Here is a 26,457-nt window from a genome sequence, read left to right as displayed (position 1 = left end):
GTACGGCGTAGAGCCGGCGGGCCGTCCGAATTGGTCAAGCATTGTCGGGCGGTTTTGCGGTGCGCGTCAGAACGGCTAACATCACACCCCGGACCCAAGCCAATCAAGGAGTACGCATGGCGCCGAAGGTGCGAGAGGTGAACGAAGGCCGTTTCAGGCCACGCGGACGGCTGGCCGTGCTGTGCGCGCTGACGCTGGCCGCGCCGGCTGCGCATGCGGCGATGAACTTCTGCGCTGCGCCCGCGATGCAGACGAGCGAGCGCACCAATGCCGATCCCGGCGTGCGGGCGCTCGTGAAGATGGTTCAGTCTCACGTCAACGACCAGCCGAAGGCGCGCGCGAAGCTGCACACCGAGGGCACGCTGCCGCACGAAGGCATTCGCGACGAGAGCATCGAGGCCGAGAAAGATCTGGGCTTGATGCGCGACGCGGCGCTCGCCTGGCGCGCCACCGGCGACGAGCGCTACCTGCGTCTGGTGGACCGTTTCCTGTTCGCGTGGACCACCACGTATCAGCCGAGCTTCAATCCGATCGACGAGACCAACTTCGAGTCGCTGATTCTCGCCTACGACCTGACGGCGAGCGCGCTGCCGGTCAAGACACGCAATGCCGCGAACGCTTTCATCACGAAGCTCGTGACCGGTTACGTCAACGACATCGACAAGCAGCCGCGTCCGCTCACCGGCACGTATCGCAACAACTGGCAGAGTCATCGCGTGAAACTGGTGGCGATGGGCGCGTTCACCATCGACGACCGCAAGCTCATCAACGCGGCGCAGCGGCTGTTTGTCGAGCATATCGGCGACAACATCGCGCCGGATGGCTCGACGGTCGATTTCGCCGAACGCGATGCGCTTCACTACGTGACCTACGACCTTCAGCCGCTCGTCACGGCGGCGCTGGCCGCGCGGCGCCACAACCGCAACTGGCTGCCGGAACGCGCGCAGTCGGGCGCGACGCTCGCTGTGGCGCTCAACTGGCTCACGCCGTATGCGCTCGGCACGAAGACGCACGAGGAATTCGTGCGTTCGACTTTCCCTTTCGACGCCAAGCGCCGCGAGGCCGGTTTGCCGGGCTTCTCGGGTCCATGGGATCCGAAGAACGCGGCGGAACTCTTTCATCTGGCGGCGCGTCTCGACGGCCGCTACGCGCCGGTGGCGCTGCGGCTCGCGCCGACGCCGCCCGCCTGGCTCGCGGTGTGTCTGCCGCTGCCGGCGCGCTAACTCTCACGCAGGAGCAGTCATGGCAGTCAGCGTATTCGACCTCTTCAAGATCGGCATCGGACCGTCGAGCTCGCACACGGTCGGTCCGATGCGCGCGGCCTTGTTGTTCGCCCAGGGGCTCGAGCGCGACGCGCTGCTGGACGCGGTGGCGTCGGTGAAATGCGAGTTGTATGGCTCGCTCGGCGCGACCGGCAAGGGCCATGGCACCGATCGCGGCGTGATGCTGGGCCTGATGGGCGATGCGCCCGATACCGTCGATGCCGGCACGATCTCGGCGCGTCTCGAACAGGTGCGCGCGTCGAAGACACTGGCGCTGCTCGGCCATCACGAGCTGCCCTTCACGATCAGGGAGAACATCGCGTTCTACCGGCAGGCACTGCCCGAGCATCCGAACGGCATGAAGCTGTACGCGTTCGACGCAAGCGGCGCATTGCTGCGCGAGGCAACCTATCTGTCGGTGGGCGGCGGTTTCGTGGTGACGGCGGGCGCGGCGAATACCGCGGTGCTGACGGCGCACGAGCAATTGCCGTTTCCGTTCCAGACCGGCGACGAACTGATGAAGATGTGCGCGGAGTCGGGGCACTCCATCGCCCGGCTGATGTGGGAGAACGAACGCGTCTGGCGCAGCGAGGACGAGATCCGCGCGGGCCTGCTGCGCATCTGGGACGTGATGCAGGATTGCGTCGCGCGGGGCTGCGGCATCGGCAATCCGGAGGCCGAGGGGCATCTGCCCGGACCATTCCAGGTGAAGCGCCGCGCGCCGCAGTTGTACAAGGCGCTGGCGGGCAAACCGGAGCTGGCGCTGCGCGATCCGTTGTCGATGATCGACTGGATCAATCTCTACGCGATCGCGGTGAACGAGGAAAACGCGATAGGCGGGCGTGTTGTGACCGCGCCGACCAATGGCGCGGCCGGCATCATTCCAGCCGTGCTGCACTACTACGATCGCTTCGTGCCGGGCTCGAATCCGCAGGGCATCATCGACTTCCTGCTGACGGCCGGCGCGATCGGCATCCTGTACAAGATGAACGCGTCAATCTCGGGAGCGGAAGTGGGCTGCCAGGGCGAAGTGGGCGTGGCGTGTTCGATGGCGGCCGGCGGCTTGGCGGCCGTGCTCGGCGGCACGCCCGCGCAGGTGGAGAACGCGGCGGAAATCGGCATGGAGCACAACCTTGGGCTCACCTGCGATCCGGTGGGCGGGATGGTGCAGATCCCCTGCATCGAACGCAATGCCATGGGTTCGGTAAAGGCCGTCAACGCGGCGCGCATGGCGATGCGCGGCGACGGTTCGCACTATGTCTCGCTCGACTCCGTGATCAAGACCATGCGCGAAACCGGCGCCGACATGAAGACCAAGTACAAGGAAACGTCGCGCGGCGGGCTCGCGGTGAATATTGTCGAGTGTTGAGGGCTGGCGCAAGCTGGCCGTTCGGCGGATGTTCGAATCCGCCTCAGTTGCTTAGCATGACGTCATAACTGGCATGCGGAGCAAACAATGCTTGACGTCACACGTGGCAACATCGAAAACAAACTGTGCATTCTCAGCGTTCGTTATCAGGGCTATGACGCTATCTCGCATGAGATAGATCTGAATCAGCTGGGAGAATCCATTCAAGGCTTCGCGCGCGTCATTTCGCTATGTGCGAGCGTGCTCGCGACGGGTAGACTGCCCTTTCACTTCGATGCACTCGATGTCAGCGTCGTCTCGCTCCCGGTAGACGAGCATCATTGTTTCGAAGTCCTGGCAATGGTGAAAAGCATGGCAACGAGCAAGGAACTGTGGTCTGGTGCGTTTGGCGCTGTGCTTGCCGCCGTGATTCAGTACGTTCTATCCCGACGCGATCAAGGCAATATGAAATACCTGAATGAAGCATTGCAACGGTCGATGCAGAGCAACGAACTTAACATGACCAGACTGGCCGCGACGGTCGACAAGATGATGGCCTCCATCGACAAGCTCACCGACATCCTGCAACCCGCCGCGCGTCAGGCGCTGAGTCCCATCGAGCGCTCATGCGAGCGCATCGACCTTCATCTGGAGGGCGCGTGTTTCATGAGCCTGAATCGCATTCACAAGCGGTCTTTCGCACACGCGGGACGCAAGCTCTCGGAGCATCTCGAGAACTATGTCGGCGTGATTTCGCAGTTCGACATGACCACCGGCGCATGCCGGGTGACGCTCGAAGGAGGTCACGCGCGGATTCCCGCCATCGTGATCGATCCCGCGTTCAACCGCCCGAGGAACCGCTACGTCGAGGCCATGGCCTCCAATCATTCCATCTGCTTCCTCGCGAAAGCGGATCTGGATGACGAGGGCCATCCACTCAGGCTGTACATCTCGGACACGTCGGTGCAGGAGCGCAGATTCACCGTCGTCTGATTACGCGCCGATCAGGTTGACGACCTTCACGTTGCGCGTATCGGGCACTTCGGCATAGGACAGCACCTTCAACTGCGGCAGGCTGCGGCGCAGGAAGCGCGCAAGCATCGCGCGCAGCGAATGCTGCACCAGCAGCACCGGCGGCAGTCCAAGGTTCTGCTGACGCATCATCGCGTTCTGCGTCGAGTTCATCAGCGTCTGCGCGAGTCCGGGTTCCAGTCCCGGATTCGTGCCGGTGGACAACGCCTGCGACAACACGCGCTCCAGCGTCGGGTCGAGGCCCATCACCTGGAGGTCGTCGTTGCCGGGATACCACTGCTGCGAGATCGCGCGGCCCAGTGCGAGGCGCACTGCGGCCGTCAGGTCGTGAGCGTCGGACAGCTTCGGCGCGTGTTCCTGCAGCGCGTCGAGAATGGTGCGCATGTCGCGGATCGGCACGCTTTCGTCGAGCAGGTTCTGCAGCACCTTTTGCAGCGTCGTCAGCGAGATCACCTTCGGCACGAGGTCTTCCGTGAGCGACGGCGTGTCCTTGCCGATGCGCTCCAGCAGCGCCTGCACTTCCTGGCGTCCGAGCAGTTCGGCCGCGTGCGTCACCACCAGATGATTCAGGTGCGTCGCGACCACCGTGCTTGCGTCCACCACGGTGTAGCCGTACACCTGAGCCTGCTCGCGCAGATTGGTGTCGATCCACACCGCCGGCAGGCCGAACGCCGGATCTTGCGTCTGCGCGCCCGGCAGTGCGGCTGAAACCTGGCCTGGGTTGATCGCGAGCCATTGTCCCGGGAACGCCTCGCCCACGCCCACTTCCACGCCCTTCAGCGCAATGCGGTAGCCGTTCGGGCGCAGTTCGAGGTTGTCGCGAATATGAATGACCGGCGGCAGGAAGCCGATTTCCTGCGCGAACTTCTTGCGGATGCCCTTGATGCGCTTGAGCAGTTCGCCATCGGCGTTCTTGTCGACGAGCGGGATCAGGCGGTAGCCCACTTCCAGGCCGAGCGGATCGATGAGCGCGACATCTTCCCAACTGGCTTCGGCATTCTCGGCCGACGCGGCCGCCGCGCTTGCCGCGAGCGGCGTGACATCGGTGACGGCGCTTTTCTTCTTCGCTTCGGCGCGCTTGTTCATCGAGCGCGCGGCATAGATCAGGCCGCCGCCGAGCAGCATGAACGCGAAGTGCGGCATGCCGGGGATCAAGCCCATGATGCCGATGATCACACCCGTAATCATCAGCACGCGGGGATTCTGGAACAACTGTCCCGTCAGCTGGGTGCCGATGTCTTCCTCGGTCGCAACGCGCGACACGATCACGCCGGCCGCCGTCGAGATGATGAGCGAAGGAATCTGCGCGACGAGACCGTCGCCGATGGTCAGCAGCGTGTAGTTGGTTGCCGCGTGGCCGAAATCCATGTCGTGCTGGAGCATGCCGACAATCAGTCCGCCGACGATGTTGATCACCATGATCAACAGGCCCGCGATGGCGTCGCCGCGCACGAACTTGCTCGCGCCGTCCATGGAACCGTAGAACTCGGCTTCCTGCGCCACGGCCTGACGGCGTTTCTTCGCGGTTTCCTCGTTGATGAGGCCGGCGTTGAGGTCGGCGTCGATGGCCATCTGCTTGCCGGGCATCGCATCGAGCGTGAAGCGCGCGCCCACTTCGGCGATCCGGCCCGCGCCCTTCGTGATGACCATGAAGTTGATGATCATCAGAATCACGAAGACGACGATACCCACCGCGAAGTTGCCGCCCACCAGGAAGTGACCGAACGACTCGATCACCTGGCCGGCCGCGTCCGGACCGGTGTGGCCTTCCAGCAGCACGATACGCGTCGACGCGACATTCAGCGACAGGCGCAGCAAGGTGGAGAACAGCAGCACGCTCGGGAATGCCGCGAAGTCGAGCGGCTTTTGCGTGTACATGCTGACGAGCAGCACCATCACCGCGAGCGCGATATTGAAGGTGAACAGCAGATCCAGCAGAAAGGCCGGCAAGGGCAGGATCATCATGCCCAGGATCATGCAGATCAGGATCGGGCCGGCGAGGGCTCGAAGGTTCTGCGTGCCCAGCGCGTCAGGCCGTTTGGCGAAAAATCCAGCGCGCGCGTTCATGCGGCGGCTCCATTGTCAGGGTTGTCGCCGGTCAGTGCTTCTTCAGCTTCCTGATCGGCGTCGGCGTCGGAAACGCCGCCTTTGTCGAGTTCCTTCGGTACGTCGAGATCGGACGGCTGGTCCGGCTTGATACCGCCGTCTTCCTTGTAGCGCTTCAGCTGGTAGACCCACGCCAGCACCTGCGCCACCGCGCCATAGAGCGCGCCCGGAATCTCGCGATTGATCTCGACGTTGTGATACAGCGCGCGCGCCAGCGGCGGCGCTTCGAGCAGCGGCACGTTGTTTTCGCGGCCCAGCTCGCGGATGCGCGCGGCCACGAGGTTCACGCCCTTTGCGACGACCTTCGGCGCGCGCATCTCGCCGTCCGTGTACTTCAGCGCGACCGCGAAGTGAGTCGGGTTGGTGACGATCACATCGGCGGTGGGAATCGCCTGCATCATCCGGCGACGCGCGGCCGCACGCTGCTGCTGACGAATCTTGCCCTTGATGTGCGGGTCGCCTTCGTTCTCCTTGTGCTCGCGCTTCACTTCTTCCTTGCTCATGCGCAGCTTCTTGGCGTGCGAGTAGAGCTGGTACGGAACGTCCACGGCCGCGACCAGAAACAATCCGCCGATCGCCATGCCGCAGCACACGAAGATGAGGTGCATGGCATCGGCGAGCGCGAGGCTGAGCGGCTTGGTCAGAAGGTCGAGCACTTCGGCGCGGCGGCTCCAGATTGCCGAGCCCGCCATGCCGCCGACCACGACTGTCTTCAGGATCGCCATGCCGAGCTGCACCGGGCCCTGCGAAGAGAAGATCTTGCCGAGTCCGCTTACCGGATTAAGGCGGCCGAAATTCGGCGCGAGCGGCTTGGTGGTGAGCAGCCAGCCGCCGAGCGCCATCGGCGCGGCGAGCGCGGCGAAGCAGGTGAGCAACAGGACGGGCAGCACGGCCAGCATGCCTTCCTTGCCGGCGTTCGCGGCCCCGATCATCATCTGGCGCGTGTCGAGCACCGTAGCGTGATCGAACGTGAACGCGCCTCGCAACACCGACTGCAAATGCCCGCTGATCGGGCCGGACAAGCCCCAGACGCCGAAAAAGCCCGCCGCCAGCAGCGCAAAGGACGCGAGTTCCCGCGAACGCGCAACCTGGCCTTCCTCCCGCGCCTTTTCCAGGCGCTTGGGAGTGGCTGATTCGGTTTTTTCGAGATCGCTTTCTTCTGCCACCGGGCCTTGCTCCGTTCCGTGTCCAATCCGTGCGAGCGGCACGAAGCCGCTTTTCGATGACAGGGATTATTGCGGAAGGCGTCGAGCGGCCATCGGAGGATAAGGCCGGAGAAAAGGGGGTTATTCGCTAGATGAAAGCGCGGAAACGAAAGCGGCGCGTGTCCCGCATGAGACACGCGCCGTTCTGAAGGCAAGCACTGGCCGGATCAGGCGCCCGGCACGCGGCCGTCCGGGCCGTAGAAACCGGCACGCGACGGCGCAACCTGCATCGCGGCGAGCGCCTTGCGGTTGTATTCCATGCGGGTGCGGATCAGCACGCCGTTATTGTTGTTGCCTTGTCTCGCGCGACGGGCGGCGGCGGTAAGCAGCGCCCATTGCTCGGCGATCGCGGCGTCGCCGGCGGCGGCAGCTTCCATGCCGATGAAACCGGCCGGAAAGCCCAGTGCATTCAGATGCTCGTCGCGCGTCTTTTCGAGACTGGAGATGCGCTCGGTGAGCGCGGTCTTGTTCTCGATGATGCCGGGCAGCGCCGGAAGCGGCTGCGCGGCGATCAGCGCTTTTTCCTCATCGGCGAGGAGGGATTCGAAGGCCTGAACAGCAGCGACTTCTTCGGTGAGGGTGGCAAGCAGGGCGTCTCTCATTGCGGCTCGCTGGATACGCTGAAAAGCGGGTTTAAAAAGCCGCCCGGTCCGCGAACGCCGCCGCCATGACGCGCCTGTCCATCCATGACAGGCGAGTCGAGCTCACTGCGTTCAGCCGCCGGTCGGCGGGGTTCTCGTTTGCAGCAGATCGCGAGCCGTGCTCAGAATGCCGTCGGCGATCTTGGCCGGGTCCATCGTCAGGCTGCCGTCGCGGATCGCGGCCTTGATCGACTCGACTTTCGCCGTGTCGATGTCCGAGCCGTTCGATGCGCGCAGGTCCGTCGACAAGGACGACAAGCTCACTTTCGAATTCGTTGCCGGGTTTGCGCCCGCTTGTTGCACGGTGCTCGTGGCACCTTTGGCGTCGTTCTGCGACGCGCGCTGCAGGGTGTCTTGAAGGCCTGCCAGAGTGGTGTTGCTATTCGATTCGATTTTCACGATGTCTATTCCCGAACGTGTTGAGTCCTTTATCGGTCAGGGTGCCCGAAAACTTGACCCTGCCTCAGGAGCGCCAACTGGCGTTCGCCGTGCTTATCGCCCGGAAACCCTTATGCAGCGGGCATCGACACGAATTGCAACAAAATGAAACATACGTGGGGGACCGAACACATCACGCAAACCGCCCTCTTCAGAGGGACACTTCCACCGTCTGGCTGTCCTTCACGACGCCGGTAATGATCTGGCCACCGGCGGTTTTTACACGTACTTGCTGGCCGGGCGCTGCGTTGTTCATCGCGGTGCCGTCGGCGGAAATGGAGAAGCCGGCGCCGCCCGTGACCACATGCACGGTCTGTCCGATCGACACCGAACTCGCGGCGCGCAGCATGTCGGTGCGCAGCGGCAAGCCTGCCGGCACGCGCGACAGCGCCACTGCGCCGACGGCCTGCGCCGGATCGGTGACGATGGCCTGCGGCATCGCGGTCAGGTCGCCGTCGCGGGCAATCAGATCGGCGTTGGTCAGCACCTCGCCAGGCGCGATCGCGCGCGCGGCCAGATAGTAAGTGGCGTTGATCGACACGCGCGCCTGGACATACAGCGTCCACGGCCGCTCGCCGACGCAGCGCACGCCGACCGTCATGCGGCCCCAGAGGCGCGCGCCGGTCGGCATGAACGGATCGAGCGACGAGCACGCGGCGAGGCCGCGCGGAAACACGGGCGTGATCGTGATGTCGACCTTGCCGGGCAAGCCGGCCGCCTGTTGCTGGAGGAAGTTCAGCGCGGCCACGCGAATCGACTCGCCGTCCTGCATCGTGGCGGGCGCGCCGGGCGCGGGCGGAAGCGTCGCGGCTGCCGGCGCGGCTGCGGCGGCAGGCTTGAAGCTGACGCGCTGCATCGGCGAAGCGGCTGCGCCTGCGACGGGCGTCGCCACGCCGGCCGCAACCGGTCGCGGATTGACGGCGCGGCCAGCGGCGGCGTCATCGCGGGTGATGACTACCGGCATCACGTCGCGCGAGGCGGCGGCAGCGGGCGCCTTGACGAGCGCCGGAGCCGCAACGCGCGTCGCAACTGGAGCGGCGGCGGCGGCCGGCTTCGCTTCGCCCGGTCCGGGAATCACGATCATGCCGGCGTCGTTCATGGAATCGTCGGCGGCGTCGGCGTGGGCTTCCAGTTCGAGTGCCGCGTTGCGCATCGCGGCGTCGGCGGCCCGCGTCGCCGCGCGATAACCGCTGGGGTTCACCGCCGCGGGCGCGGCGGACACCGGTGCCGCGGCGCGCGCAACAGGCGCGGCCAGGTTCTTCGCCATGTCGGCGGCCGCGGCGGGATTGGTTTCGGCATTGCCGGGAATGACGATCATGCCGTCGCTTTGCTGCGCGGACGCGCCCGCCGCGACAGCCATCAGCAGCGAGACGCCTGCCAGCCCGCACAGCGTGCGGCGCGTGAACGTCGCTGCGGCGCGAGCCGTAGGGTTCGATGCACGCTTGGCGGACCTGCTCATCACTTCTCTCCCTGACGCCGCGCATCCGGGCGCGGCATTACCTGAATCGATCGAGCCGCGCACTGCACGGCAACTGCCTGGAACCGGGCGGGAAGCACAGCACGCCCGCCATCGGCCACGAAACGCATTCTAGATATCGGCGGGCGCGTGCAAGCGTCGAATAGAGGCCGCGTTTCCCGGTTATTCGTCGGATTAGTTCTTGTGCGCCGCTCCTAAGATGCGTGTCATGCAAAAAGGCCTCGGCGCTGCCGACAGGAGAAACCGGAATGCTAGACAGACTCGACAAGGAATTCGCCTTTGGCCGTGAAGCGCTCGACGTTCGCGCGTACCGGCAGGAATTGCTGTCGTCGAACATTGCCAACGCCGACACCCCCGGCTACAAGGCGCGCGACGTCGAATTCTCGAGCGCGCTCGCGGGCGCGCTGAAGCAGAACGGCACGGCGTCGAACAGCTCGACGCTCAAGATGGCGCAACCCGTCAGCCTCAGCACGAGCTCGTCGCTGGCCGTGACTTCGCAAGGCCACATGAGCGGCACGTCGACGCTCGCCGCATCCGGCGGCTCGACGGACGACTACGGCAAGCTCGCCTACCGCGTGCCGAGCCAGCCTTCGCTGGACGGCAACACCGTGGACCTCGACGCCGAGCGCGTGCAGTTCGCGGACAACGCGCTGCACTTCGAAGCCGGCATGACGGTGCTGTCGTCGCAGATCAAGTCGATGCTGTCGGCGATCACGTCGAACAGCTGAGCACGACAGGAGAAAGACCATGCCCTCTTTGATGAACATCTTCAACGTCGCCGGCTCGGCGATGTCTGCCCAGGCGCAGCGCCTGAACGTCACCGCGTCGAACCTCGCCAACGCGGACAGCACGACCGGCCCGGACGGCCAGCCGTACAAGGCCAAGCAGGTCGTGTTCGCGGTCGATCCGCTCGGCGGCGCGCGCACCGCGTCGGGCCAGCAGGTCGGCGGCGTGCAGGTGACCGGCGTGATCGACGATCCGAGCCCGATGAAGACCAGCTACGACCCGAGCAACCCCGCGGCCAACGCGGACGGCTATGTGACGCTGCCCAACGTCGACCCCGTGCAGGAAATGGTCAACATGATTTCCGCGTCGCGTTCCTACCAGGCGAACGTCGAAACGCTCAACACCGCCAAACAATTGATGCTCAAGACCCTGACCATCGGAACCTGATACAGACATCCAAGGAACGCAACGTGACGACCAGCACAACCATCGGCAGCAACGGCACCACGGTGTCGCAGACGCTGCTCGACACCATGAACGGCGCGTCGTCGAGTTCGTCGACGTCGTCGTCGACCTCGGCGACCGGCGCGCAGTCGGCGTCGGACCTGCAGAACACCTTCCTCACGCTGCTCGTGACGCAGCTGAAGAACCAGGACCCCACCAATCCCGCCGACAGCTCGCAGATGACCTCGCAGCTCGCGCAGATCAATACGGTGACGGGCATCGGCCAGTTGAATACGTCGCTGTCGTCGCTTGCCGCGCAGCTCTCGGCCGGCCAGCAGACGCAGGCCGCGCTGCTGATCGGTTCCAACGTGCTGTCCAGCGGCAACGACGTGACCGTGTCGAGCGGCAAGTCGTCGAGCTTCGGCGTGCAGCTGGCGAACGATGTGAGCGACCTGCAGATCGTCGTGAAGAACGCCTCGGGCCAGATCGTCAACACGCTCGACCTCGGCGCGCAAGGCGCGGGCGTCGTGCCGGTGACGGGCTGGACGCCGGTCGATTCGAAGGGCGCCACGCTCGCCGACGGCAGCTACACGATCACCGCGCAAGGCACGATCAACGGCCAGCAGGCCACGGCGACGACGCTGTCGGCCGCGCAGGTCCAGAGCGTCGTGCAGATGTCCGGCGGTGCGCCGGGCCTCAAGCTCTCGAACGGTTCCACCGTGGCGCTCTCGAGCGTCGCCTCGATTCTTTAAATCCAATTTTCAGGACGAGCGCGGACTCGTCACGGAGAAACACATGAGCTATCAACAGGCACTGAGCGGTCTGGGCGCCGCATCGAGCGACCTCGACGTCATCGGCAACAACATCGCCAACTCGAACACGGTCGGCTTCAAGCAGGGCTCGGCGCAGTTCGCCGACATGTACGCCAACTCGATGGCCACGGCCGTCAGCAACCAGATCGGTATCGGCACGCGTCTGGCGGAAGTGCAGCAGCAGTTCTCGCAAGGCACGATCACGACGACCAACCAGGCACTCGACGTCGCCATCAACGGCAACGGTTTCTATCAGCTGTCGAACAACGGCTCGGTGGTGTACTCGCGCAACGGCGTGTTCCACCTCGACGACAGCGGCAAGATCGTCAACTCGGCGGGCCTGCAACTGATGGGCTATGCGGCGGATTCGTCCGGCGTGGTCAACAGCGCGAGCACGGTGCCCCTTTCGGTGCCGACGGCGAACATCCAGCCGACGGCGACGAAGAGCATCACGGCCGCGTTCAACCTGAACTCGCAGGACACGAACCAGACGCTCAACTTCGATCCGACCAACGGCAACACCTACAACGAATCGACTTCGGTGGATGTGTACGACACGCTGGGCGGCACGCAGAAAGTGTCCGTGTACTTCACGAAGACGCAGACCGGCACGTGGGAAGCCTACGCGGGCTACGGCGACCCTGTCTCGCAGACGACGGATCTCGGCGCGGTGTCGTTCGATTCCACCGGCACCTTGACCGGCACGGCTGCGAACGCGGCAGGCGGCGTGACCTCGGCCAACAAGGGGCAGTTCACCTTCACGATCCCCAACGGCGCGGATCCGACCGGCAACAGCACGCAGACCCTGACGCTCGACCTGACCGGCACGACCCAGTACGGCGCCAAGAGCGGCATCACGAACCTGCACCAGGACGGCAACAGCACGGGCGAACTGACGGGCTTCACGGTCGGCACCGACGGCATGCTGACGGGCAACTATTCGAACGGCGAAACCAAGGCCCTCGGCCAGATCGCCATCGCCAACTTCAACAACCAGAACGGCCTGCAGAACCTGGGCGGCAACGTGTACGCGCAGACGGCCGCGTCGGGCGCGGCGCAGATCGCCGTGCCCGGCTCGACCAACCACGGCACGCTGCAGGGCGGCGCGGTGGAGAACTCCAACGTCGACCTGACGAGCGAGCTCGTGAACCTGATCACCGCGCAGCGCAACTATCAGGCGAACGCGCAGACGATCAAGACGCAGCAGACCGTCGACCAGACGCTGATCAACCTGTAAGCAGCGCACGCATAGGCTCGAAGGAAGCGATTCATGGACCGTCTGATCTACACCGCGATGACCGGCGCCAGCCAGGCGCTCGAACAACAGGCCGTCGTGGCGAACAACCTCGCGAACACGTCGACCACAGGTTTCAAGGCGCAGCTCGCCGCGTTCCGCCAGGTGCCGATGTCGTTCGAGAACCAGTCCGCCGACGGCTCGACGCGCACCTTCGTGCTGTCGTCGACGCCCACCGCGGACTACTCGGCGGGGCCGGTGCAGCAGACCGGCAATCCGCTCGATGTCGCGATCCAGGGCCAGGGCTGGCTGTCCGTGCAGGCGGCGGACGGCAGCGAGGCCTACACGCGCGCGGGCAACCTGCACGTGGATCAGAACGGCCAGCTCGTCAACGCGAGCAACCTGCCGGTGATCGGCAACAGCGGTCCGCTGTCGATCCCGCCGGGCGCCGAAGTGACGATCGGCCATGACGGCACGATCTCGGCGCTGATTCCGGGCGACCCGCCGACGGCGATCGCGGTCGTGGATCAGCTGAAGCTCGTCAATCCCGATCCGGCGACGCTCACGCGCGGCGACGACGGGCTCTTCCGCACCGCGACCGGCGACCCTGCCGACGCAGACCCGAATGTCGTCGTGGCCGGCGGCGCGCTCGAGGGCAGCAATGTGAACCCGGTCTCCGCGATGGTCTCGATGATCACCAACGCCCGGCAATTCCAGATGCAGACGAAGCTGATGGAATCGGCCGACCAGAACGAACAGTCGGCCAACAAGCTGCTCAACTTCAGCTAAGCGGCGCACGCCAGCACCACAGGACACGAAAGAACATGAATCGCTCTCTCTACATCGCCGCGACCGGCATGAATGCGCAGCAGGCGCAGATGGACACCATCTCTAACAACCTCGCCAACGTGAGCACGAACGGCTTCAAGGGTTCGCGCGCGGTGTTCGAGGACCTGCTTTATCAAACCACCCGCCAGCCGGGCGCGAATTCGACGCAGCAGACCGAGCTCGCCTCGGGCGTGCAGCTCGGCACCGGCGTGCAGCAGATCGCGACGGAACGGCTGTACACGCAGGGCAACCTGCAGCAGACCGGCAACTCGAAGGATGTCGCGATCAACGGCCAGGGCTTCTTCCAGGTGACGATGCCCGACGGCACGACCGCCTACACCCGCGACGGCTCGTTCCAGACCAACGCGCAAGGTCAGCTGGTCACGTCGAGCGGCTATCAGGTGAATCCGGCGATCACGATTCCGCAGAACGCGACGTCGATCACGATCGGTTCGGACGGCACGGTGTCGATCACGCAGTCGGGCTCCTCGGCGAACACGACGGTCGGCGCGATCCAGCTCGCGACCTTCATCAATCCGGCCGGCCTCGAAGCGCGCGGCGAAAACCTGTTCTCGGAGACGGGCAGCTCGGGCGCACCGAACGTGTCGCAACCGGGCCTGAACGGCGCGGGCTCGCTGCAGCAAGGCTATGTGGAAGCGTCGAACGTCAACGTGGTGCAGGAACTGGTGAACATGATCCAGACCCAGCGCGCGTACGAAATCAACAGCAAGGCCGTGACCACGTCCGACCAGATGTTGCAGACGCTCTCGCAAATGCAGGTTTAACCCCTTTATTCGACGGATGAGAATCGGAAAGATGACGTCACACTGACGCATCTTTCGCTTCATACGAGTTATCACGATGTCGTCACTTCACCTCATCGCGCGCGCTTCACTGCATGCCTCACTGCATGCCTCGCGCCTTGCCACGGTTGCCGCCCTGGGCGCGGCGCTCGGCGCGTGCGGCCTCGTGCCGAAAGAGCCGATCATCCAGCAGCCGATGACCGCGCGTCCGCCGCAGCCGCCCACCGGCACGCGCTCGCCCGGCGCGATCTACAACGCCGGCTATGCGGGCCGCCCGCTGTTCGAAGACCAGCGGCCGCGCAACATGGGCGACATCCTGACCATCGTGATCTCGGAAAACGTCAACGCGACCAAGTCCTCGGCGGCGAACACCAACCGCGGCAGCAACGCGTCATTCGCCGTGCCGACCACGCCGGGCATCTTCGGCGGCCTGTTCAACAACACGACGCTCTCGGCCACGGGCGCCAACAAGTTCACCGCGGCCGGCGGCGCCAGCGCGGCCAACACGTTCAGCGGCACGCTGACCGTGACCGTCACGGAAGTCCTGCCCAACGGCAACCTGATGGTGAGCGGCGAGAAGCAGATGCTCATCAACCAGGGCAACGAATTCGTGCGTTTCTCGGGCGTCGTCAACCCGACGACCATCTCGGGCAGCAACACCGTCTACTCCACGCAAGTCGCCGACGCGAAGATCGAATACTCGGCGAAGGGTTACATCGACGAAGCGGAGAACATGGGCTGGCTCCAACGCTTCTTCCTCAACGTCGCGCCGTTCTGATCATGAATTCGCTTCTTCGTTTCATCTCGTTCTCGCTCGCCGCAGCCGTCGTCGCGCTGGGCGCCGTGCCGCATGCGCATGCCGAGCGTCTCAAGGACCTCGTCTCGTTCCAGGGCGTGCGTGACAATCCGCTGATCGGCTATGGTCTTGTGGTCGGCCTCGACGGCACCGGCGACCAGACGATGCAGACGCCGTTCACGACGCAGTCGCTCACCAACATGCTCGGCAACCTGGGCATCACGGTGAACTCGGCCACCACGCAGAACATGCAGCTGAAGAACGTCGCCGCCGTGATGGTCACGGCGACGCTGCCGCCGTTCGCGCGCCCCGGCGAAGCGATCGACGTCACGGTGTCCTCGCTCGGCAATGCCAAGAGCCTGCGCGGCGGCACCCTGCTGATGTCGCCGCTGAAGGGCGCCGACGGCCAAGTGTATGCGATGGCGCAGGGCAACCTCGTCGTCGGCGGTGCAGGCGCCAGCGCGAACGGCAGCAAGGTCCAGGTGAACCAGCTGGCGGTGGGCCGCATCTCGGCGGGCGCGATCGTCGAGCGCGCGGTGCCGTCGGCGTTGCAGCAGCAGGGCGGCGTCATGCAGATGGAACTGCGCGACATGGACTTCGACACGACGCAGCGCATCGTCGCGGCGGTCAACAACCTGTTCGGCGCGGGCACGGCGCTCGCGCTCGACGGCCGCACCATCCAGTTGCGCGCGCCGCAGGACCCGAGCCAGCAAGTGTCCTTCATGGCGCAGCTGCAGAACATCGACGTGCATCCGGCGCAGGCCGCCGCGAAGGTGATCCTGAACGCGCGCACCGGCTCCATCGTGATGAACCAGATGGTCACGCTGCAGAACTGCGCCGTGGCGCACGGCAATCTGTCGGTCGTCATCAACACGAAGACGGCGGTGAGCCAGCCGAACGCCTTCTCGAACGGCCAGACGGTGGCGGCGAAGGAGTCGTCGATCCAGCTCAAGCAGGACAGCGGTGCGCTCAAGATGCTGAACGCAGGCGCGAATCTCGCCGAAGTCGTCAAGGCACTCAACGCGCTCGGCGCCACGCCGGCCGATCTCATCTCGATCCTTCAATCGATGAAGGCCGCCGGCGCCCTGCGCGCCGACCTCGAAATCATCTAAAAACGTATAAGAACCCATGAACGCGAACACGAACGGAATCGCCAGCAGCGCGCTGGCATCGACCGATACGAGCGGCGGACTCTCGAATCTCTCGAACCGTTTCGCGCTCGATACCCAAGGTTTCGACGCATTGCGCGCGCAGGCCGGCGCGAACCCGCAGCAGGGACTCAAGGAAGCGGCGAAGCAGTTCGACGCCGTCTTCACGCAGATGATGCTGAAGAGCATGCGCGATGCAACGCCTTCCGACAGCCCGTTCGAATCGAACGATACGAAGTCGTTCACGTCGATGCTCGATCAGCAGCTTTCGCAGCAGATGTCGTCGAAGGGCATTGGCGTGGCGGACATGATGCTCAAGCAGCTCATGCGCAATTCCGGCGCGCAGAGCGGCGGCAACGCCGCGGGCGGCGCCGGTGCGGCAGGCTCCATGAACGCGATGCAGGCGCTCGGCGGCATGTCGGGCGGCGGCAGCGGCGATCTCGATGCCAACGCGGGCAATCTCGCGGCCATGAACGCCATGGCGAAGGCCTATGCGGCAGCGCAAGCCAACAAGAACAGCACGCTCGCCGGCCGCGGCTACTCGGCGGCGGATTCGCTCGAGCCGCCCGCGCGCGGCAACGGTTCGGACAAGGTCAATGCGTTCGTCGACCGTCTGGCCGCGCCGGCGCAGGCCGCGAGCGCGGCGACGGGCATTCCGGCGCGCTTCATCATCGGCCAGGCAGCGCTGGAGTCCGGCTGGGGCAAGCGCGAGATCAAGGCCGCCGACGGCTCGACGAGCCACAACATCTTCGGCATCAAGGCGACGAAGGACTGGACCGGCAAGACGGTCAATGCCGTCACGACCGAATACGTGAACGGCCGGCCGCAAAAGGTCGTGGAGAAGTTCCGCGCCTACGATTCGTACGAGCACGCGCTGACCGACTACGCCAGCGTCATCAGCACCAACCCGCGCTACGCGCCGGTGATCCAGGCTTCGCGCGACGTGGCCGGCTTCGCGCACGGCATGCAGAAGGCGGGTTACGCGACCGATCCGCAGTACGCGAAGAAGCTCATTTCGATCATGCGTCAGATCGTCTGACACAGCCGGGCGCAACGTCTCGTCCAATCACCCGATGGTTGCGGCCGCCTTCTTGCTGCGAAGGCGGCGTTTGCCGTATACGGCCTGTCGAAATGCAATTGTTCGGACTTGGGATGACGGCAAACGTTTTACGTTCGAAGGGACGGCGCACCACATACTTTTTGCGCCGGCAAACCCTAAACTTTTAAAACCGCAAGCCGCTAACCTGAATAATCGAAGTTCCGGACCAATAGGGGCCTGGAGCGACGCGCGGCGTTCGGGGATAAGGGCAATGCGCGAGCACAGAGAATACGGCCAGCACCATGAACACCAATCAGAAACATGACGTTGCCGACGATGACGTTGCACCGATCGTTGATTTCGGGCGACGCAATCCGCTCGAAATCGGCGTTGCGTTGCGCAATCTCGCCAATCGTGGTGACTTCCTCACCGCGCAATACGGCGACGGCCAGATCGTCACCCGCCTGCTTGACGTCGATGTGACAGCGCATCGCTTCACCTTCGACTGGGGCGGCGTCGCGGAACAGAACCGCGGCGTGCTGGCCGCACAGAAGCTCGTTTTTCATGCGGCGCCCGAGGGCGTGCGCGTCGAGTTCACCACGGCGCGGCCCCGCGAAACCGTGTTCGACGGCCGGCCCGCGTTCGAAGTCGAGTTCCCGACGGTGCTCTACTACATGCAGCGGCGCGAGTACTTCCGCGTCGAAGCGCCGGTGCTCGATCCTTACATCTGCACGGGCGTGCTTCCGGACGGCGAGCGCTTCCGCTTCGAGGTGCACGACCTTTCGCTGGGCGGCGTCGCGCTACGCACGACGGACGAGCGTGTCGCGGCACTGGAGATGGGCATCGTGCTGGAAGATGCCGAACTGCATTTCAGCGCGAACGGCAAGGTCACGCTGGACATGATGCTGGTGTCGCATCGCGAATCGACGACGCCCAAGGGTGATCGCCGCTATACGATCGGCTTCAAGTTCACGTCGATGCCGGGATCGGCGGAAAACACGCTGCAACGGCTGATCACGCAGCTCGAGATGAAGCGGCGCTCGCTGGCGAAGTAACGCGTTTGCGGCGTAACTGGCTGAGTCAATCAGCTCCATGCCCCTGTGCGGGGCGGCAGGCAACTGCCGTCTTGCCCAGGGGCATCGTCTTTCATGGGCCGCCTGAGCGAGCGCGCAACGAATCAGCAGAATTGACCGGAAAATCCCGCGCTCTTCGCTCAATGGCAATTGACATCGGCCGTCGATAATTTCCCATCGCGACAAGCGTCCAGCGTTTGCATCGAACTGACGATCGCTCCGATTACCCGATGCGAGCCACGCGTGAAGCTCAATTTCCCCGGCGTCCGGCCGATATACAAGGCAATCATGCGGCAGCGCTCGATTCCACGCCGCCTCAACAGGATTCACGCATGTCCAACAATATTTTCAGCATTGGTCTTTCCGGTCTGAATGCGGCCCAGTGGGGCCTGACGACGACGGGTCAGAACATCAGCAATGCCGCGACGCCCGGCTATACGCTCGAAAAGGTCCAGTATCAGGAAGCGGCCGGCCAATACACCGGTTCCGGCTATCTCGGCAATGGCGTGCAGGCGACCACCGTCACGCGTCAATACAGCCAGTACCTGACGACCCAGGTCAACAACACGCAGGCATCGAGCAGCGCGGCGAGCACCTACTACTCGCTGATCTCGCAGCTCAACAACCTCGTCGGCGATCCGACCAAGGGCATCGCGACGGGCATCACCAATTACTTCTCCGGCCTGCAGTCCGTCGCGAACTCGGCGAGCAGCACCGCCGTGCGCCAGTCGCTGATGAGCAGCGCACAGACGCTCGCCGACCAGATCAATTCGGCCGGCGAGCAATACGACCAGCTGCGCCAGAGCGTCAACACGCAGCTGACGAGCGCGGTCTCGCAGATCAACAGCTACTCGCAGCAGATCGCCGATCTCAACAAGCAGATCGAGGTCGCCACCGCAGGCGGCCAGCAGCCGAACCAGTTGCTCGACCAGCGCGATCAGCTCGTCTCGAACCTCAGTTCGATGATCGGCGTGCAGGTCGTGTCGCAAGGCAACAGCTACAACGTGTTCATCGGCAACGGGCAGCCGCTCGTCGTCGGCAATACGCAATACGGCTTGCAGACGGTGAATTCGCCGTCGGATCCGAGCGAGCTGACCGTCGCCTTCCAGAGCCGCGACGGCTCGCCGCAGACGCCCGCGAATACCCAGTACATCGACAACTCGGCGCTCACGGGCGGCGTGGTCGGCGGTCTCATCTCGTTCCGCTCGCAGACGCTCGACCCGGCCGAAGCGCAGCTCGGCGCCATCGCCACGAGCTTCAGCAGCCAGCTGAACAGCCAGAACAAGCTCGGCCTCGACCTCAACGGCGTCCAGGGCACGGACCTGTTCGCGGCCGGCAGCCCGAACATCGTGACCAATGCGCGCAACCAGGGCACGGGCACCTTGAGCGCATCGATCGTCGACGGCACGCAGCCGCCGACCAACGACTTCGCCGTCACCTACAACGGCACCACCTTCAACGTGACCGATCCGGCGACCGGCAATTCGCTCGGCACGATCGATCCCGGCACCGACAAGACCATCAACGGCCTGAAGATCACCGTGCCGGCCGCCGCCGACGTGAAGCAGGGCGACTCGTTCACGATCCAGCCGACGCGCGCCGCACTCGACGCGTTCAAGCTCACGACGACCAACGGCGCCGCAGTGGCCGCGGCTTCGCCTGCAGTGACCTCGGCGGGCAGCTCGAACACCGGCACGGCGACGATTTCGTCGGCGACGGTCACGACCGGCTACTCGATGCCGTCGGACATCAAGCTCACGTACAGCGCGTCGGCGGGCGGCTTCACGTCGAGCGTCGATGTGACGGTCGGCGGCACCAGCTACACGGCGGGCACGACCATCCCGTACAACACGTCGAACGGCATGACGGTCACGGCGAACGGCATTTCCGCGACCATCAGCGGCACGCCGAAGGACAACGACGCGTTCACGATCGCGCAGAACAAGGGCGGCACGAGCGACGGCAGCAACGCGCTCGCGATGTCCAACCTGGTCTCGACCAAGTCGTTCAACGGGGGCACCGACACGCTCACGAGCTCGTACGCGAACTACGTGAACACGATCGGCAACCAGACCAACCAGCTCAAGGCGACGAGCACGGCGCAGACCGCGCTGCTCTCGCAAGCCACGACGGCGCAGCAATCGGTGCAGGGCGTGAACCTGAACGAGGAAGCGGCCAACCTGATTCAGTATCAGCAGCTCTATCAAGCGAACAGCAAGGTGATCCAGACCGCCGCGACGCTGTTCCAGTCGCTGCTCGGCATGTTCAACTGAGGCAAACGCGATGCGTATTTCCAGTTCCCAGTACTTCAACATGAACGTCGCTTCGATGAGCGACCAGCAAAGCACGCTCGCGTCGATGTATCAGCAGATCTCGTCGGGCAAGCGCATCCTCACTGCGTCCGACGATCCGCTCGGCGCCGCGCAGGCCGTGCAGCTGACCTTGAAGAGCGGCGCGCTCGCGCAATACAGCACGAACCAGACGACCGCGCTGTCCTCGCTGCAACAGGAAGACTCCACGCTCGGCACCGTGAGCACGGTGCTGCAAAGCATCCAGACGAAGATCGTGCAGGCCGGCGACGGCTCGCTCACCGATGCGGACCGCACGTCGGTCGCAACCGCGATCCAGGGCTTGCGCGACCAGCTGTTCGGTCTCGCGAACACCACGGACAGCAACGGCAACTACATCTTCTCCGGCCTGAAGGGCAGCACGGCGCCGTTCACCAACAATTCGTCGGGCGTCGGCACGACCTATTCGGGCGACTTCGGCCAGCGCTCGGTGCAGATCAGCGAAGGACGTTCGATTTCGGTGGGCGACACGGGCGTGTCGATTTTCCAGAGCGTCTCGCCGACGGAAAGCGATCCCGTCTCCAGCGCCGGCAGCCAGAACACCGGCACCGGCACGGTCAGCGCGGTGAGCGTCACCGACGCCAGCAACGCCGGCAATGCGAGCCAGTACAAGATCACGTTCGCCGTGTCGGCAACGGACGGCACGACGACCTATTCAGTCGAATCCACGCCGCCCGACAACACGCTGCCGACCAACGTGGCTTATACCGGCAAGACGGACATCAAGCTGGGCGGCCAGAGCGTGACGATCGACGGCACGCCGGGCAACGGCGACACGTTCAGCGTGCAGCCGGCGGCCACCGACAACAACGATATCTTCGCGACGCTCGACAACATCGTGGCGGCGCTCAAGCAGCCGACCGGCACGCCGGGCGCGCAGGCCGCGCTGACGAACGCATTGAGCACGGCCGGGACCAAGGTCAACAACACGTTCAACAACGTGCTGGCGGCGCAGACGGTGGTGGGCGGGCGTGAACAGGAAGTGCAGTCGACGCAGACGTCGATGCAGACCAGCCAGACGCAGACGGCGAGCGACATCGCCAATCTCACGAGCATCGACCTGGTGTCGGCGATCAGCCAGTACGAGCTGACGCAGACCTCGCTGCAAGCAGCCCAGATGGCGTTCTCGCAGATCCAGAAGATGTCGTTGTTCGATTACATCGGGAGTTGATTGGGGCGGTTTTGCCGGACCTTGATCTTGAGGAGCATCGCGGAGACGCGATGCTCCTTTTTTAATGGCGCGCGACAGGCGGGTGCGCTCTTGACCCCGCCTGCCGGACCAGGGAGCGATCAGACGAGGTTTTTCGGATTGCCGTGAGAGACTTCGCCCTGCAGCACGATGACGTTGTTCCCGTCGATGTTGCTCTGATTGACAGCGTTGGTGGTCTTCGCCGCGCCTCCCGACACCAGCGAATAGTGAAGCTGGCTTCGATCGATCTTCTGCATCGTGACTGACTGACGTTGGTGCATGACTGCTTCCTTATAAGAATGGGACGATGAAAATTTCGTCAGGCGGCAGACTACAGCGATACAACGTCGAAGGCGTTACGGGAATTCCGAGATATCGTTGCCTGACGGCATGAGCCGGAACATTTCAATGCGCGTCAATGCATCGCGCCGGCGATGCGCCCGATTTGCCCGAGCCCCACGTCGAAGATGCGCTGGAAGAACGGCATCAGGTTCGGCACCATGAGCTCCAGCAGCAACAAGCCGACGAGCATGGTCACCGGAAAACCGACCTGAAAGATGCCGATCTGCGGCGCGGCCCGGTTCAGGATGCCGAGCGCGAGGTTGGCGGTGAGCAGCGCAGCGACGATCGGCAGCGCAAGCAGCAAGCCCGTGGAAAAGACGCTGGCGCCATAACCCACCAGCACGCGCCAGCCTTGCGCATGCGCGGCCGACGCCACGACGTTCACGTCCACCGGCACGCTCTGGAACGTCGAGACCAGCGCGCTGATCAGTTGCAGATGGCCGTCGAACACGAGGAAGGCGAGCATCGCCAGCGTGTTGAGATAGCGCGACACGACCACGGCATTGCCGCCGGCGCGCGGATCGTACAGCATCGCGAAGCCGAGCCCCATCTGCTGGCCGATGAACTCGCCCGCCGCATCCACAGCGGCGAACGCAACCTGCATCGTCATGCCGATGGCCGCACCAATCAGGAACTGGTTGACGATGATCCAGATGCCCGCCGACGAGAACACCGTCACCTGCGGCATGGCGCCGAGCGTCGGCGCGACGATCAGCGCGATGAACGCGGCCAGCGCGATCTTCACGCGCATCGGGATCGCCATGTGGCTCAGCACCGGCGCCGTGCCGATCAGCGCAAGAATGCGCACGAACGGCCACAGGAACGCCGTGAGCCAGCCGTTCAGTTGCGCATAGGTGACGGAGAACATCGAGGCGCTCAGCCCGTGATCGCGGGCGTGATGGTGAAGACGTGACGCATGTAGTCGAGCAGCGTCGAGAGCATCCAGGGCCCGGCGATCACCAGCGTGACCGCCACCGCGATCAGCTTCGGAATGAACGAGAGCGTCGATTCGTTGATCTGCGTGGCGGCCTGGAACAGGCTCACCACCAGACCCACGACCAGCGCGACGAGCAGCAGCGGCGCGGCCAGCAACAAGGCGACGTACATCGCCTGATGGGCCATCGTCATGACGGATTCGGGCGTCATCTGTCGATCCTCAGGAAACGAAGCTCTGCGCGAGCGAGCCGATCAGCAACTGCCAGCCGTCGACCAGCACGAACAACATCAGCTTGAACGGCAGCGCGATCGTGGTGGGCGACACCATCATCATGCCCATCGACATCAGCACGCTCGCCACCACCATGTCGATGATCAGGAACGGAATGAAGATCGTGAAACCGATCTGGAAGCCGGTCTTCAGCTCGCTCGTGACGAACGAGGGCACCAGCAGCGACAGCGGCACGTCCTCGGGGCCGTTCATCGGCGCGGCGTGCGAAATGCGGGCGAACAGCGCGAGATCGGCCTCGCGGGTCTGCTTCAGCATGAACTGCTTGAACGGCGCGACGCCGCGCGTCATCGCCTGATCCATCGCGATCTGGCCTTCGGAGAAGGGCTTGTAGGCGTCGTTGTAGGCCTTGTCGAGCACCGGCGACATCACGAAGAACGAGAGGAACAGCGCGAGGCCGACGAGCACCTGGTTCGGCGGCGTGCTCGTCGTGCCGAGCGCCTGGCGCAGCAGCGACAGCACGATGATGATGCGTGTGAAGCTCGTCATCATCAGGACCATCGCGGGGAGGAACGAGAGCATCGTCAGCAGCAGCATTGTCTGCACGCTGAGCGAATAGGTCGTGCCGCCGTTCGGGCCGGGGCTGGTGTTGAACGCGGGCAGGCCCGCGGTGCTTTGTGCGAAGGCGAGATACGGCATCAGACCGATCACGACCGGAAGCGCGAGCTTGACGCCGCGCACGATGTTGCGACTGACCCGCATTACTTGCTCCCGCCGACGAACTGCTTGAGACGCTTGCCCGCGATGCCCGCAAGGACATCGACGAAACGCTGACCGTGGAAAACGATGAAGGTGATAGCCATGAAATCCTGCCTCTTTCGATAGGCTGAATTGTTGACTATCCGGGAGCGCGACGATGACGCGAACAGAGGGGAAAACCCGCGCTAACTCGTTCTATTGCGGCGAGCTGTCAGACGGGATGTAAACGCACATCGGGCGTGGTCCTCGCGGAGCACGCCCGATGCCGATGACCATCGTGTTACTTGACGAACTTCTGCAGGCGCTTGTTCGCTTCGCCGGCGAGGGCGTCGCGGAACCGCTGGCCGAAGCCGCCGGACACGGTTTGCGCCGCGCCCGGAACAGGAACGCCGATGCCGTCCGCGTCTGCTGATCCGGCGGGCATCGTGTGCAGCAGGCGCACGTTGCCGGGACCGGCGCCGAGCACGAGCCAGGTATCGCCCACTTCGATCACCGCGACGCGTTCCTTGTTGCCGAGCGACGCGCCGCCGACTACCTTCACGAGCCCGCTGCGCTTGCCTCCCTGATAGCCGAACTTGCGCGCGAGCCATGCGCAGCCGAACGCGAAGCCGATCACGACCGCGAGCCCGACGAGCGTCTGCAACACCGCGCCGAAACCGAGCGACGGCACCGCGGTGCCCGCGCCGACGCCCGAGGCGATCTGCGCGGCGTGATTCACCGCGTTCATGTCGGCGGCTTGGGCAAGCACGGGCACGAGAAGAGGCGCGGCGAAAAGCAGCGCGGCGGCCACGCGTTTCATCGATTCAGCTTCCGGATGCGTTCAGACGGCGTGATGATGTCAGTCAGGCGGATGCCGAACTTGTCGTTGACGACCACCACTTCGCCCTGTGCGATCAGGCAGCCGTTGACCAGCACGTCCATCGGCTCGCCGGCGAGGCCGTCGAGTTCCACGACCGAACCTTGTGCGAGTTGCAGCAGGTTGCGGATGGCAATCTTCGTGCGCCCGAGTTCCACCGTCATCTGCACGGGGATGTCGAGAATCATGTCGATGTCGTTGCGCGTGGACGGCGCCGCGGCCTTCGACAAGGGCTGGAACACGCCGGCCGTAGCCACCGCCGGCGTTTCGTTGCCGTTCTGTTCGGCGAGGGCGCTGGCCCAGTCTTCCATGATGGCGTCGTCGGCCTTGGCGTCCGCGCCGGGCAACGTGCCTTCCTGCATCAGGTCACTCATATCCACCTTCCTTCATCGTATCGCTCGCGCTGACCATTTTTTGCACGCGCAGCGCGTATTGCCCATTGAAAATTCCGTAGCCGCATTCCATCACCGGCACGCCGTCCACCTTCGCCGTCACATGCTCGGGGATGTCGATCGGCAGCACGTCGCCGGCGCGCATGTTCAGCAGCTGTTCGAACGACGAGCGGATTTCCGCGAGATCCACCGTCACTTCCACTTCCGCCGACTGCACCTGCTGCGACAACACGCGCACCCAGCGGCGGTCCACTTCGAGCGCTTCGCCCTGGATGGGCGAGGACAGCACGTCGCGGATCGGCTCGATCATCGAGTAGGGCATGCAGATGTGCAGCGTGCCGCCCGTCGAGCCGAATTCGATCGTGAACTGCGTCACGATGACAATCTCGTTCGGCGTCGCGACGTTGGCGAACTGCGTGTGCATCTCCGAACGCATGTATTCGAACTGGAGCGGCTTCACGCTGCGCCAGGAGGTCGCGTAGTGCTCGAACACCAGGTTGAGCAGCTTGCTGATGATGCGCTGCTCGGTCTGCGTGAACTCGCGTCCCTCGACGCGCGTATGGAAGCGCCCGTCGCCGCCGAACAGGTTGTCGACCACGAAGAACACGAGGTTCGGGTCGAACACGAACAGCGACGTGCCGCGCAAGGGCTTCACGTGGACCAGGTTGAGATTGGTCGGGATCGGCAGGTTGCGGGTGAATTCGCTGTACTTCTGCACCTTCACCGGACCGACGGAGATTTCCGCCGAACGCCGCATGAAGTTGAAGATGCCCACACGCATCAGGCGCGCGAAGCGGTCGTTGATGATTTCGAGGCCGGGCATCCGGCCGCGGACGATGCGTTCCTGCGTCGCGATGTTGTAGGGACGGACGCCGACGGGCTTGGTCTCGTCGGAGACCTGGTCGATTTCGCCGGTGACGCCCTTGAGGAGGGCATCGACCTCCTCTTGCGACATGAACTCTTCGTGGCCCATGAACTTTTACTCGCTGATGCG

Annotated in this window: 27 protein-coding genes; 15 read left to right on the top strand and 12 right to left on the bottom strand. The window is 64.4% G+C overall.

What is annotated here, in order from left to right; genetic code table 11:
• Positions 1–116 precede the first annotated feature (116 nt).
• The 3 genes from QCE83_RS13520 to QCE83_RS13510 all read left to right on the top strand — a co-directional run bounded on the left by QCE83_RS13520 (position 117) and on the right by QCE83_RS13510 (position 3,603).
• The gene (locus QCE83_RS13520) at positions 117–1,223 is read left to right on the top strand and encodes an alginate lyase family protein (protein WP_404984634.1); all 1,107 of its coding nucleotides are present in this window, start codon (positions 117–119) and stop codon (positions 1,221–1,223) included.
• 19 nt (positions 1,224–1,242) lie between these two features.
• Positions 1,243–2,631 (top strand): L-serine ammonia-lyase, encoded by a 1,389-nt coding sequence (locus QCE83_RS13515; protein ID WP_309810801.1) that lies wholly within the window; start codon positions 1,243–1,245, stop codon positions 2,629–2,631.
• 498 nt (positions 2,632–3,129) lie between these two features.
• Positions 3,130–3,603, top strand: a complete 474-nt coding sequence (locus tag QCE83_RS13510) for a hypothetical protein (protein WP_309810797.1) — start codon at positions 3,130–3,132, stop codon at positions 3,601–3,603.
• On the opposite strand, the gene flhA is transcribed toward QCE83_RS13510, so the two are convergent.
• The 5 genes from flhA to flgA all read right to left on the bottom strand — a co-directional run bounded on the left by flhA (position 3,604) and on the right by flgA (position 9,491).
• Complete coding sequence (gene flhA / locus QCE83_RS13505) at positions 3,604–5,709, bottom strand: flagellar biosynthesis protein FlhA (RefSeq protein WP_309810794.1); 2,106 nt, start codon at positions 5,707–5,709, stop codon at positions 3,604–3,606.
• Entirely contained in the window at positions 5,706–6,914 is a 1,209-nt protein-coding gene (gene flhB, locus QCE83_RS13500) for a flagellar biosynthesis protein FlhB (protein WP_309810790.1), read from the bottom strand. Before flhB ends, flhA begins: the two co-directional genes overlap by 4 nt.
• 206 nt (positions 6,915–7,120) lie before the next feature.
• Complete coding sequence (locus QCE83_RS13495; protein ID WP_309810788.1) at positions 7,121–7,555, bottom strand: flagellar protein FlgN; 435 nt, start codon at positions 7,553–7,555, stop codon at positions 7,121–7,123.
• A gap of 111 nt (positions 7,556–7,666) precedes the next feature.
• Positions 7,667–7,993 carry a flagellar biosynthesis anti-sigma factor FlgM gene (flgM, locus tag QCE83_RS13490; protein ID WP_309810786.1) on the bottom strand — a complete coding sequence of 109 codons (327 nt, stop codon included), beginning with the start codon at positions 7,991–7,993 and terminating at the stop codon, positions 7,667–7,669.
• A gap of 190 nt (positions 7,994–8,183) precedes the next feature.
• Entirely contained in the window at positions 8,184–9,491 is a 1,308-nt protein-coding gene (gene flgA, locus QCE83_RS13485; protein WP_309810783.1) for a flagellar basal body P-ring formation chaperone FlgA, read from the bottom strand.
• A gap of 266 nt (positions 9,492–9,757) precedes the next feature.
• Between flgA and flgB the strand changes: the two genes are divergently transcribed.
• From flgB to flgL, 12 genes are all read left to right on the top strand, one after another.
• Positions 9,758–10,237 (top strand): flagellar basal body rod protein FlgB, encoded by a 480-nt coding sequence (flgB, locus tag QCE83_RS13480; RefSeq protein WP_309810780.1) that lies wholly within the window; start codon positions 9,758–9,760, stop codon positions 10,235–10,237.
• A gap of 19 nt (positions 10,238–10,256) precedes the next feature.
• Positions 10,257–10,682, top strand: a complete 426-nt coding sequence (gene flgC / locus QCE83_RS13475; RefSeq protein ID WP_035499295.1) for a flagellar basal body rod protein FlgC — start codon at positions 10,257–10,259, stop codon at positions 10,680–10,682.
• Between the two features lie 23 nt (positions 10,683–10,705).
• Positions 10,706–11,431: a flagellar hook assembly protein FlgD gene (locus QCE83_RS13470; protein ID WP_309810776.1), complete on the top strand. Its 726-nt coding sequence runs from the start codon at positions 10,706–10,708 to the stop codon at positions 11,429–11,431.
• A gap of 43 nt (positions 11,432–11,474) precedes the next feature.
• A complete protein-coding gene (gene flgE, locus QCE83_RS13465; RefSeq protein WP_309810775.1) occupies positions 11,475–12,728 on the top strand; it encodes a flagellar hook protein FlgE in 1,254 nt (417 codons plus the stop codon).
• Positions 12,729–12,761: 33 nt separating this feature from the next.
• Positions 12,762–13,514 carry a flagellar basal-body rod protein FlgF gene (gene flgF, locus QCE83_RS13460; RefSeq protein ID WP_309810772.1) on the top strand — a complete coding sequence of 251 codons (753 nt, stop codon included), beginning with the start codon at positions 12,762–12,764 and terminating at the stop codon, positions 13,512–13,514.
• A gap of 35 nt (positions 13,515–13,549) precedes the next feature.
• Positions 13,550–14,338: a flagellar basal-body rod protein FlgG gene (flgG, locus tag QCE83_RS13455; protein ID WP_309810770.1), complete on the top strand. Its 789-nt coding sequence runs from the start codon at positions 13,550–13,552 to the stop codon at positions 14,336–14,338.
• Positions 14,339–14,414: 76 nt separating this feature from the next.
• Entirely contained in the window at positions 14,415–15,134 is a 720-nt protein-coding gene (locus QCE83_RS13450) for a flagellar basal body L-ring protein FlgH (RefSeq protein WP_309810764.1), read from the top strand.
• 2 nt (positions 15,135–15,136) lie between these two features.
• Positions 15,137–16,264 carry a flagellar basal body P-ring protein FlgI gene (locus QCE83_RS13445; protein WP_309810761.1) on the top strand — a complete coding sequence of 376 codons (1,128 nt, stop codon included), beginning with the start codon at positions 15,137–15,139 and terminating at the stop codon, positions 16,262–16,264.
• 16 nt (positions 16,265–16,280) lie between these two features.
• The gene (gene flgJ / locus QCE83_RS13440; protein ID WP_309810758.1) at positions 16,281–17,339 is read left to right on the top strand and encodes a flagellar assembly peptidoglycan hydrolase FlgJ; all 1,059 of its coding nucleotides are present in this window, start codon (positions 16,281–16,283) and stop codon (positions 17,337–17,339) included.
• A 302-nt stretch (positions 17,340–17,641) separates the two neighbouring features.
• Positions 17,642–18,394 carry a flagellar regulator YcgR PilZN domain-containing protein gene (locus tag QCE83_RS13435; RefSeq protein WP_309810755.1) on the top strand — a complete coding sequence of 251 codons (753 nt, stop codon included), beginning with the start codon at positions 17,642–17,644 and terminating at the stop codon, positions 18,392–18,394.
• A gap of 350 nt (positions 18,395–18,744) precedes the next feature.
• Complete coding sequence (gene flgK, locus QCE83_RS13430; protein ID WP_309810753.1) at positions 18,745–20,685, top strand: flagellar hook-associated protein FlgK; 1,941 nt, start codon at positions 18,745–18,747, stop codon at positions 20,683–20,685.
• 10 nt (positions 20,686–20,695) lie between these two features.
• The gene (gene flgL / locus QCE83_RS13425) at positions 20,696–21,931 is read left to right on the top strand and encodes a flagellar hook-associated protein FlgL (RefSeq protein WP_309810750.1); all 1,236 of its coding nucleotides are present in this window, start codon (positions 20,696–20,698) and stop codon (positions 21,929–21,931) included.
• Positions 21,932–22,050: 119 nt separating this feature from the next.
• Here the strand turns inward: flgL and QCE83_RS13420 are convergent, their stop codons facing one another.
• The 7 genes from QCE83_RS13420 to fliM all read right to left on the bottom strand — a co-directional run bounded on the left by QCE83_RS13420 (position 22,051) and on the right by fliM (position 26,436).
• A complete protein-coding gene (locus QCE83_RS13420) occupies positions 22,051–22,230 on the bottom strand; it encodes a hypothetical protein (RefSeq protein WP_309810745.1) in 180 nt (59 codons plus the stop codon).
• A gap of 134 nt (positions 22,231–22,364) precedes the next feature.
• A complete protein-coding gene (gene fliR / locus QCE83_RS13415) occupies positions 22,365–23,159 on the bottom strand; it encodes a flagellar biosynthetic protein FliR (RefSeq protein ID WP_309810742.1) in 795 nt (264 codons plus the stop codon).
• 8 nt (positions 23,160–23,167) lie between these two features.
• Complete coding sequence (gene fliQ, locus QCE83_RS13410; RefSeq protein ID WP_008352562.1) at positions 23,168–23,437, bottom strand: flagellar biosynthesis protein FliQ; 270 nt, start codon at positions 23,435–23,437, stop codon at positions 23,168–23,170.
• 10 nt (positions 23,438–23,447) lie between these two features.
• Positions 23,448–24,155, bottom strand: a complete 708-nt coding sequence (gene fliP / locus QCE83_RS13405; protein WP_404984777.1) for a flagellar type III secretion system pore protein FliP — start codon at positions 24,153–24,155, stop codon at positions 23,448–23,450.
• Positions 24,156–24,495: 340 nt separating this feature from the next.
• A complete protein-coding gene (gene fliO, locus QCE83_RS13400) occupies positions 24,496–25,014 on the bottom strand; it encodes a flagellar biosynthetic protein FliO (protein ID WP_309810736.1) in 519 nt (172 codons plus the stop codon).
• A complete protein-coding gene (gene fliN / locus QCE83_RS13395) occupies positions 25,011–25,445 on the bottom strand; it encodes a flagellar motor switch protein FliN (RefSeq protein ID WP_309810733.1) in 435 nt (144 codons plus the stop codon). Before fliN ends, fliO begins: the two co-directional genes overlap by 4 nt.
• The gene (gene fliM, locus QCE83_RS13390) at positions 25,438–26,436 is read right to left on the bottom strand and encodes a flagellar motor switch protein FliM (protein WP_309810730.1); all 999 of its coding nucleotides are present in this window, start codon (positions 26,434–26,436) and stop codon (positions 25,438–25,440) included. The genes fliN and fliM overlap by 8 nt, the downstream gene beginning before the upstream one ends.
• Between the last annotated feature and the right edge of the window lie 21 nt (positions 26,437–26,457).

The organism is Caballeronia sp. LZ034LL (genome assembly GCF_031451215.1).
GTDB lineage: Bacteria > Pseudomonadota > Gammaproteobacteria > Burkholderiales > Burkholderiaceae > Caballeronia.
This window is presented reverse-complemented; position numbering and strand designations above follow the sequence as displayed.

What these genes read in the sequence shown, in the direction of transcription:
- QCE83_RS13520 (WP_404984634.1), top strand. Translation starts at nt 117, where the DNA reads ATGGCGCCGAAGGTGCGAGAGGTGAACGAAGGCCGTTTCAGGCCACGC.
- QCE83_RS13515 (WP_309810801.1), top strand. Translation starts at nt 1,243, where the DNA reads ATGGCAGTCAGCGTATTCGACCTCTTCAAGATCGGCATCGGACCGTCG.
- QCE83_RS13510 (WP_309810797.1), top strand. Translation starts at nt 3,130, where the DNA reads ATGACCAGACTGGCCGCGACGGTCGACAAGATGATGGCCTCCATCGAC.
- flhA (WP_309810794.1), bottom strand. Translation starts at nt 5,709, where the DNA reads ATGAACGCGCGCGCTGGATTTTTCGCCAAACGGCCTGACGCGCTGGGC.
- QCE83_RS13495 (WP_309810788.1), bottom strand. Translation starts at nt 7,555, where the DNA reads ATGAGAGACGCCCTGCTTGCCACCCTCACCGAAGAAGTCGCTGCTGTT.
- flgA (WP_309810783.1), bottom strand. Translation starts at nt 9,491, where the DNA reads ATGAGCAGGTCCGCCAAGCGTGCATCGAACCCTACGGCTCGCGCCGCA.
- flgB (WP_309810780.1), top strand. Translation starts at nt 9,758, where the DNA reads ATGCTAGACAGACTCGACAAGGAATTCGCCTTTGGCCGTGAAGCGCTC.
- flgC (WP_035499295.1), top strand. Translation starts at nt 10,257, where the DNA reads ATGCCCTCTTTGATGAACATCTTCAACGTCGCCGGCTCGGCGATGTCT.
- flgE (WP_309810775.1), top strand. Translation starts at nt 11,475, where the DNA reads ATGAGCTATCAACAGGCACTGAGCGGTCTGGGCGCCGCATCGAGCGAC.
- flgF (WP_309810772.1), top strand. Translation starts at nt 12,762, where the DNA reads ATGGACCGTCTGATCTACACCGCGATGACCGGCGCCAGCCAGGCGCTC.
- flgG (WP_309810770.1), top strand. Translation starts at nt 13,550, where the DNA reads ATGAATCGCTCTCTCTACATCGCCGCGACCGGCATGAATGCGCAGCAG.
- QCE83_RS13450 (WP_309810764.1), top strand. Translation starts at nt 14,415, where the DNA reads ATGTCGTCACTTCACCTCATCGCGCGCGCTTCACTGCATGCCTCACTG.
- QCE83_RS13445 (WP_309810761.1), top strand. Translation starts at nt 15,137, where the DNA reads ATGAATTCGCTTCTTCGTTTCATCTCGTTCTCGCTCGCCGCAGCCGTC.
- flgJ (WP_309810758.1), top strand. Translation starts at nt 16,281, where the DNA reads ATGAACGCGAACACGAACGGAATCGCCAGCAGCGCGCTGGCATCGACC.
- QCE83_RS13435 (WP_309810755.1), top strand. Translation starts at nt 17,642, where the DNA reads ATGAACACCAATCAGAAACATGACGTTGCCGACGATGACGTTGCACCG.
- flgK (WP_309810753.1), top strand. Translation starts at nt 18,745, where the DNA reads ATGTCCAACAATATTTTCAGCATTGGTCTTTCCGGTCTGAATGCGGCC.
- flgL (WP_309810750.1), top strand. Translation starts at nt 20,696, where the DNA reads ATGCGTATTTCCAGTTCCCAGTACTTCAACATGAACGTCGCTTCGATG.
- QCE83_RS13420 (WP_309810745.1), bottom strand. Translation starts at nt 22,230, where the DNA reads ATGCACCAACGTCAGTCAGTCACGATGCAGAAGATCGATCGAAGCCAG.
- fliR (WP_309810742.1), bottom strand. Translation starts at nt 23,159, where the DNA reads ATGTTCTCCGTCACCTATGCGCAACTGAACGGCTGGCTCACGGCGTTC.
- fliQ (WP_008352562.1), bottom strand. Translation starts at nt 23,437, where the DNA reads ATGACGCCCGAATCCGTCATGACGATGGCCCATCAGGCGATGTACGTC.
- fliP (WP_404984777.1), bottom strand. Translation starts at nt 24,155, where the DNA reads ATGCCGTATCTCGCCTTCGCACAAAGCACCGCGGGCCTGCCCGCGTTC.
- fliO (WP_309810736.1), bottom strand. Translation starts at nt 25,014, where the DNA reads ATGAAACGCGTGGCCGCCGCGCTGCTTTTCGCCGCGCCTCTTCTCGTG.
- fliN (WP_309810733.1), bottom strand. Translation starts at nt 25,445, where the DNA reads ATGAGTGACCTGATGCAGGAAGGCACGTTGCCCGGCGCGGACGCCAAG.
- fliM (WP_309810730.1), bottom strand. Translation starts at nt 26,436, where the DNA reads ATGGGCCACGAAGAGTTCATGTCGCAAGAGGAGGTCGATGCCCTCCTC.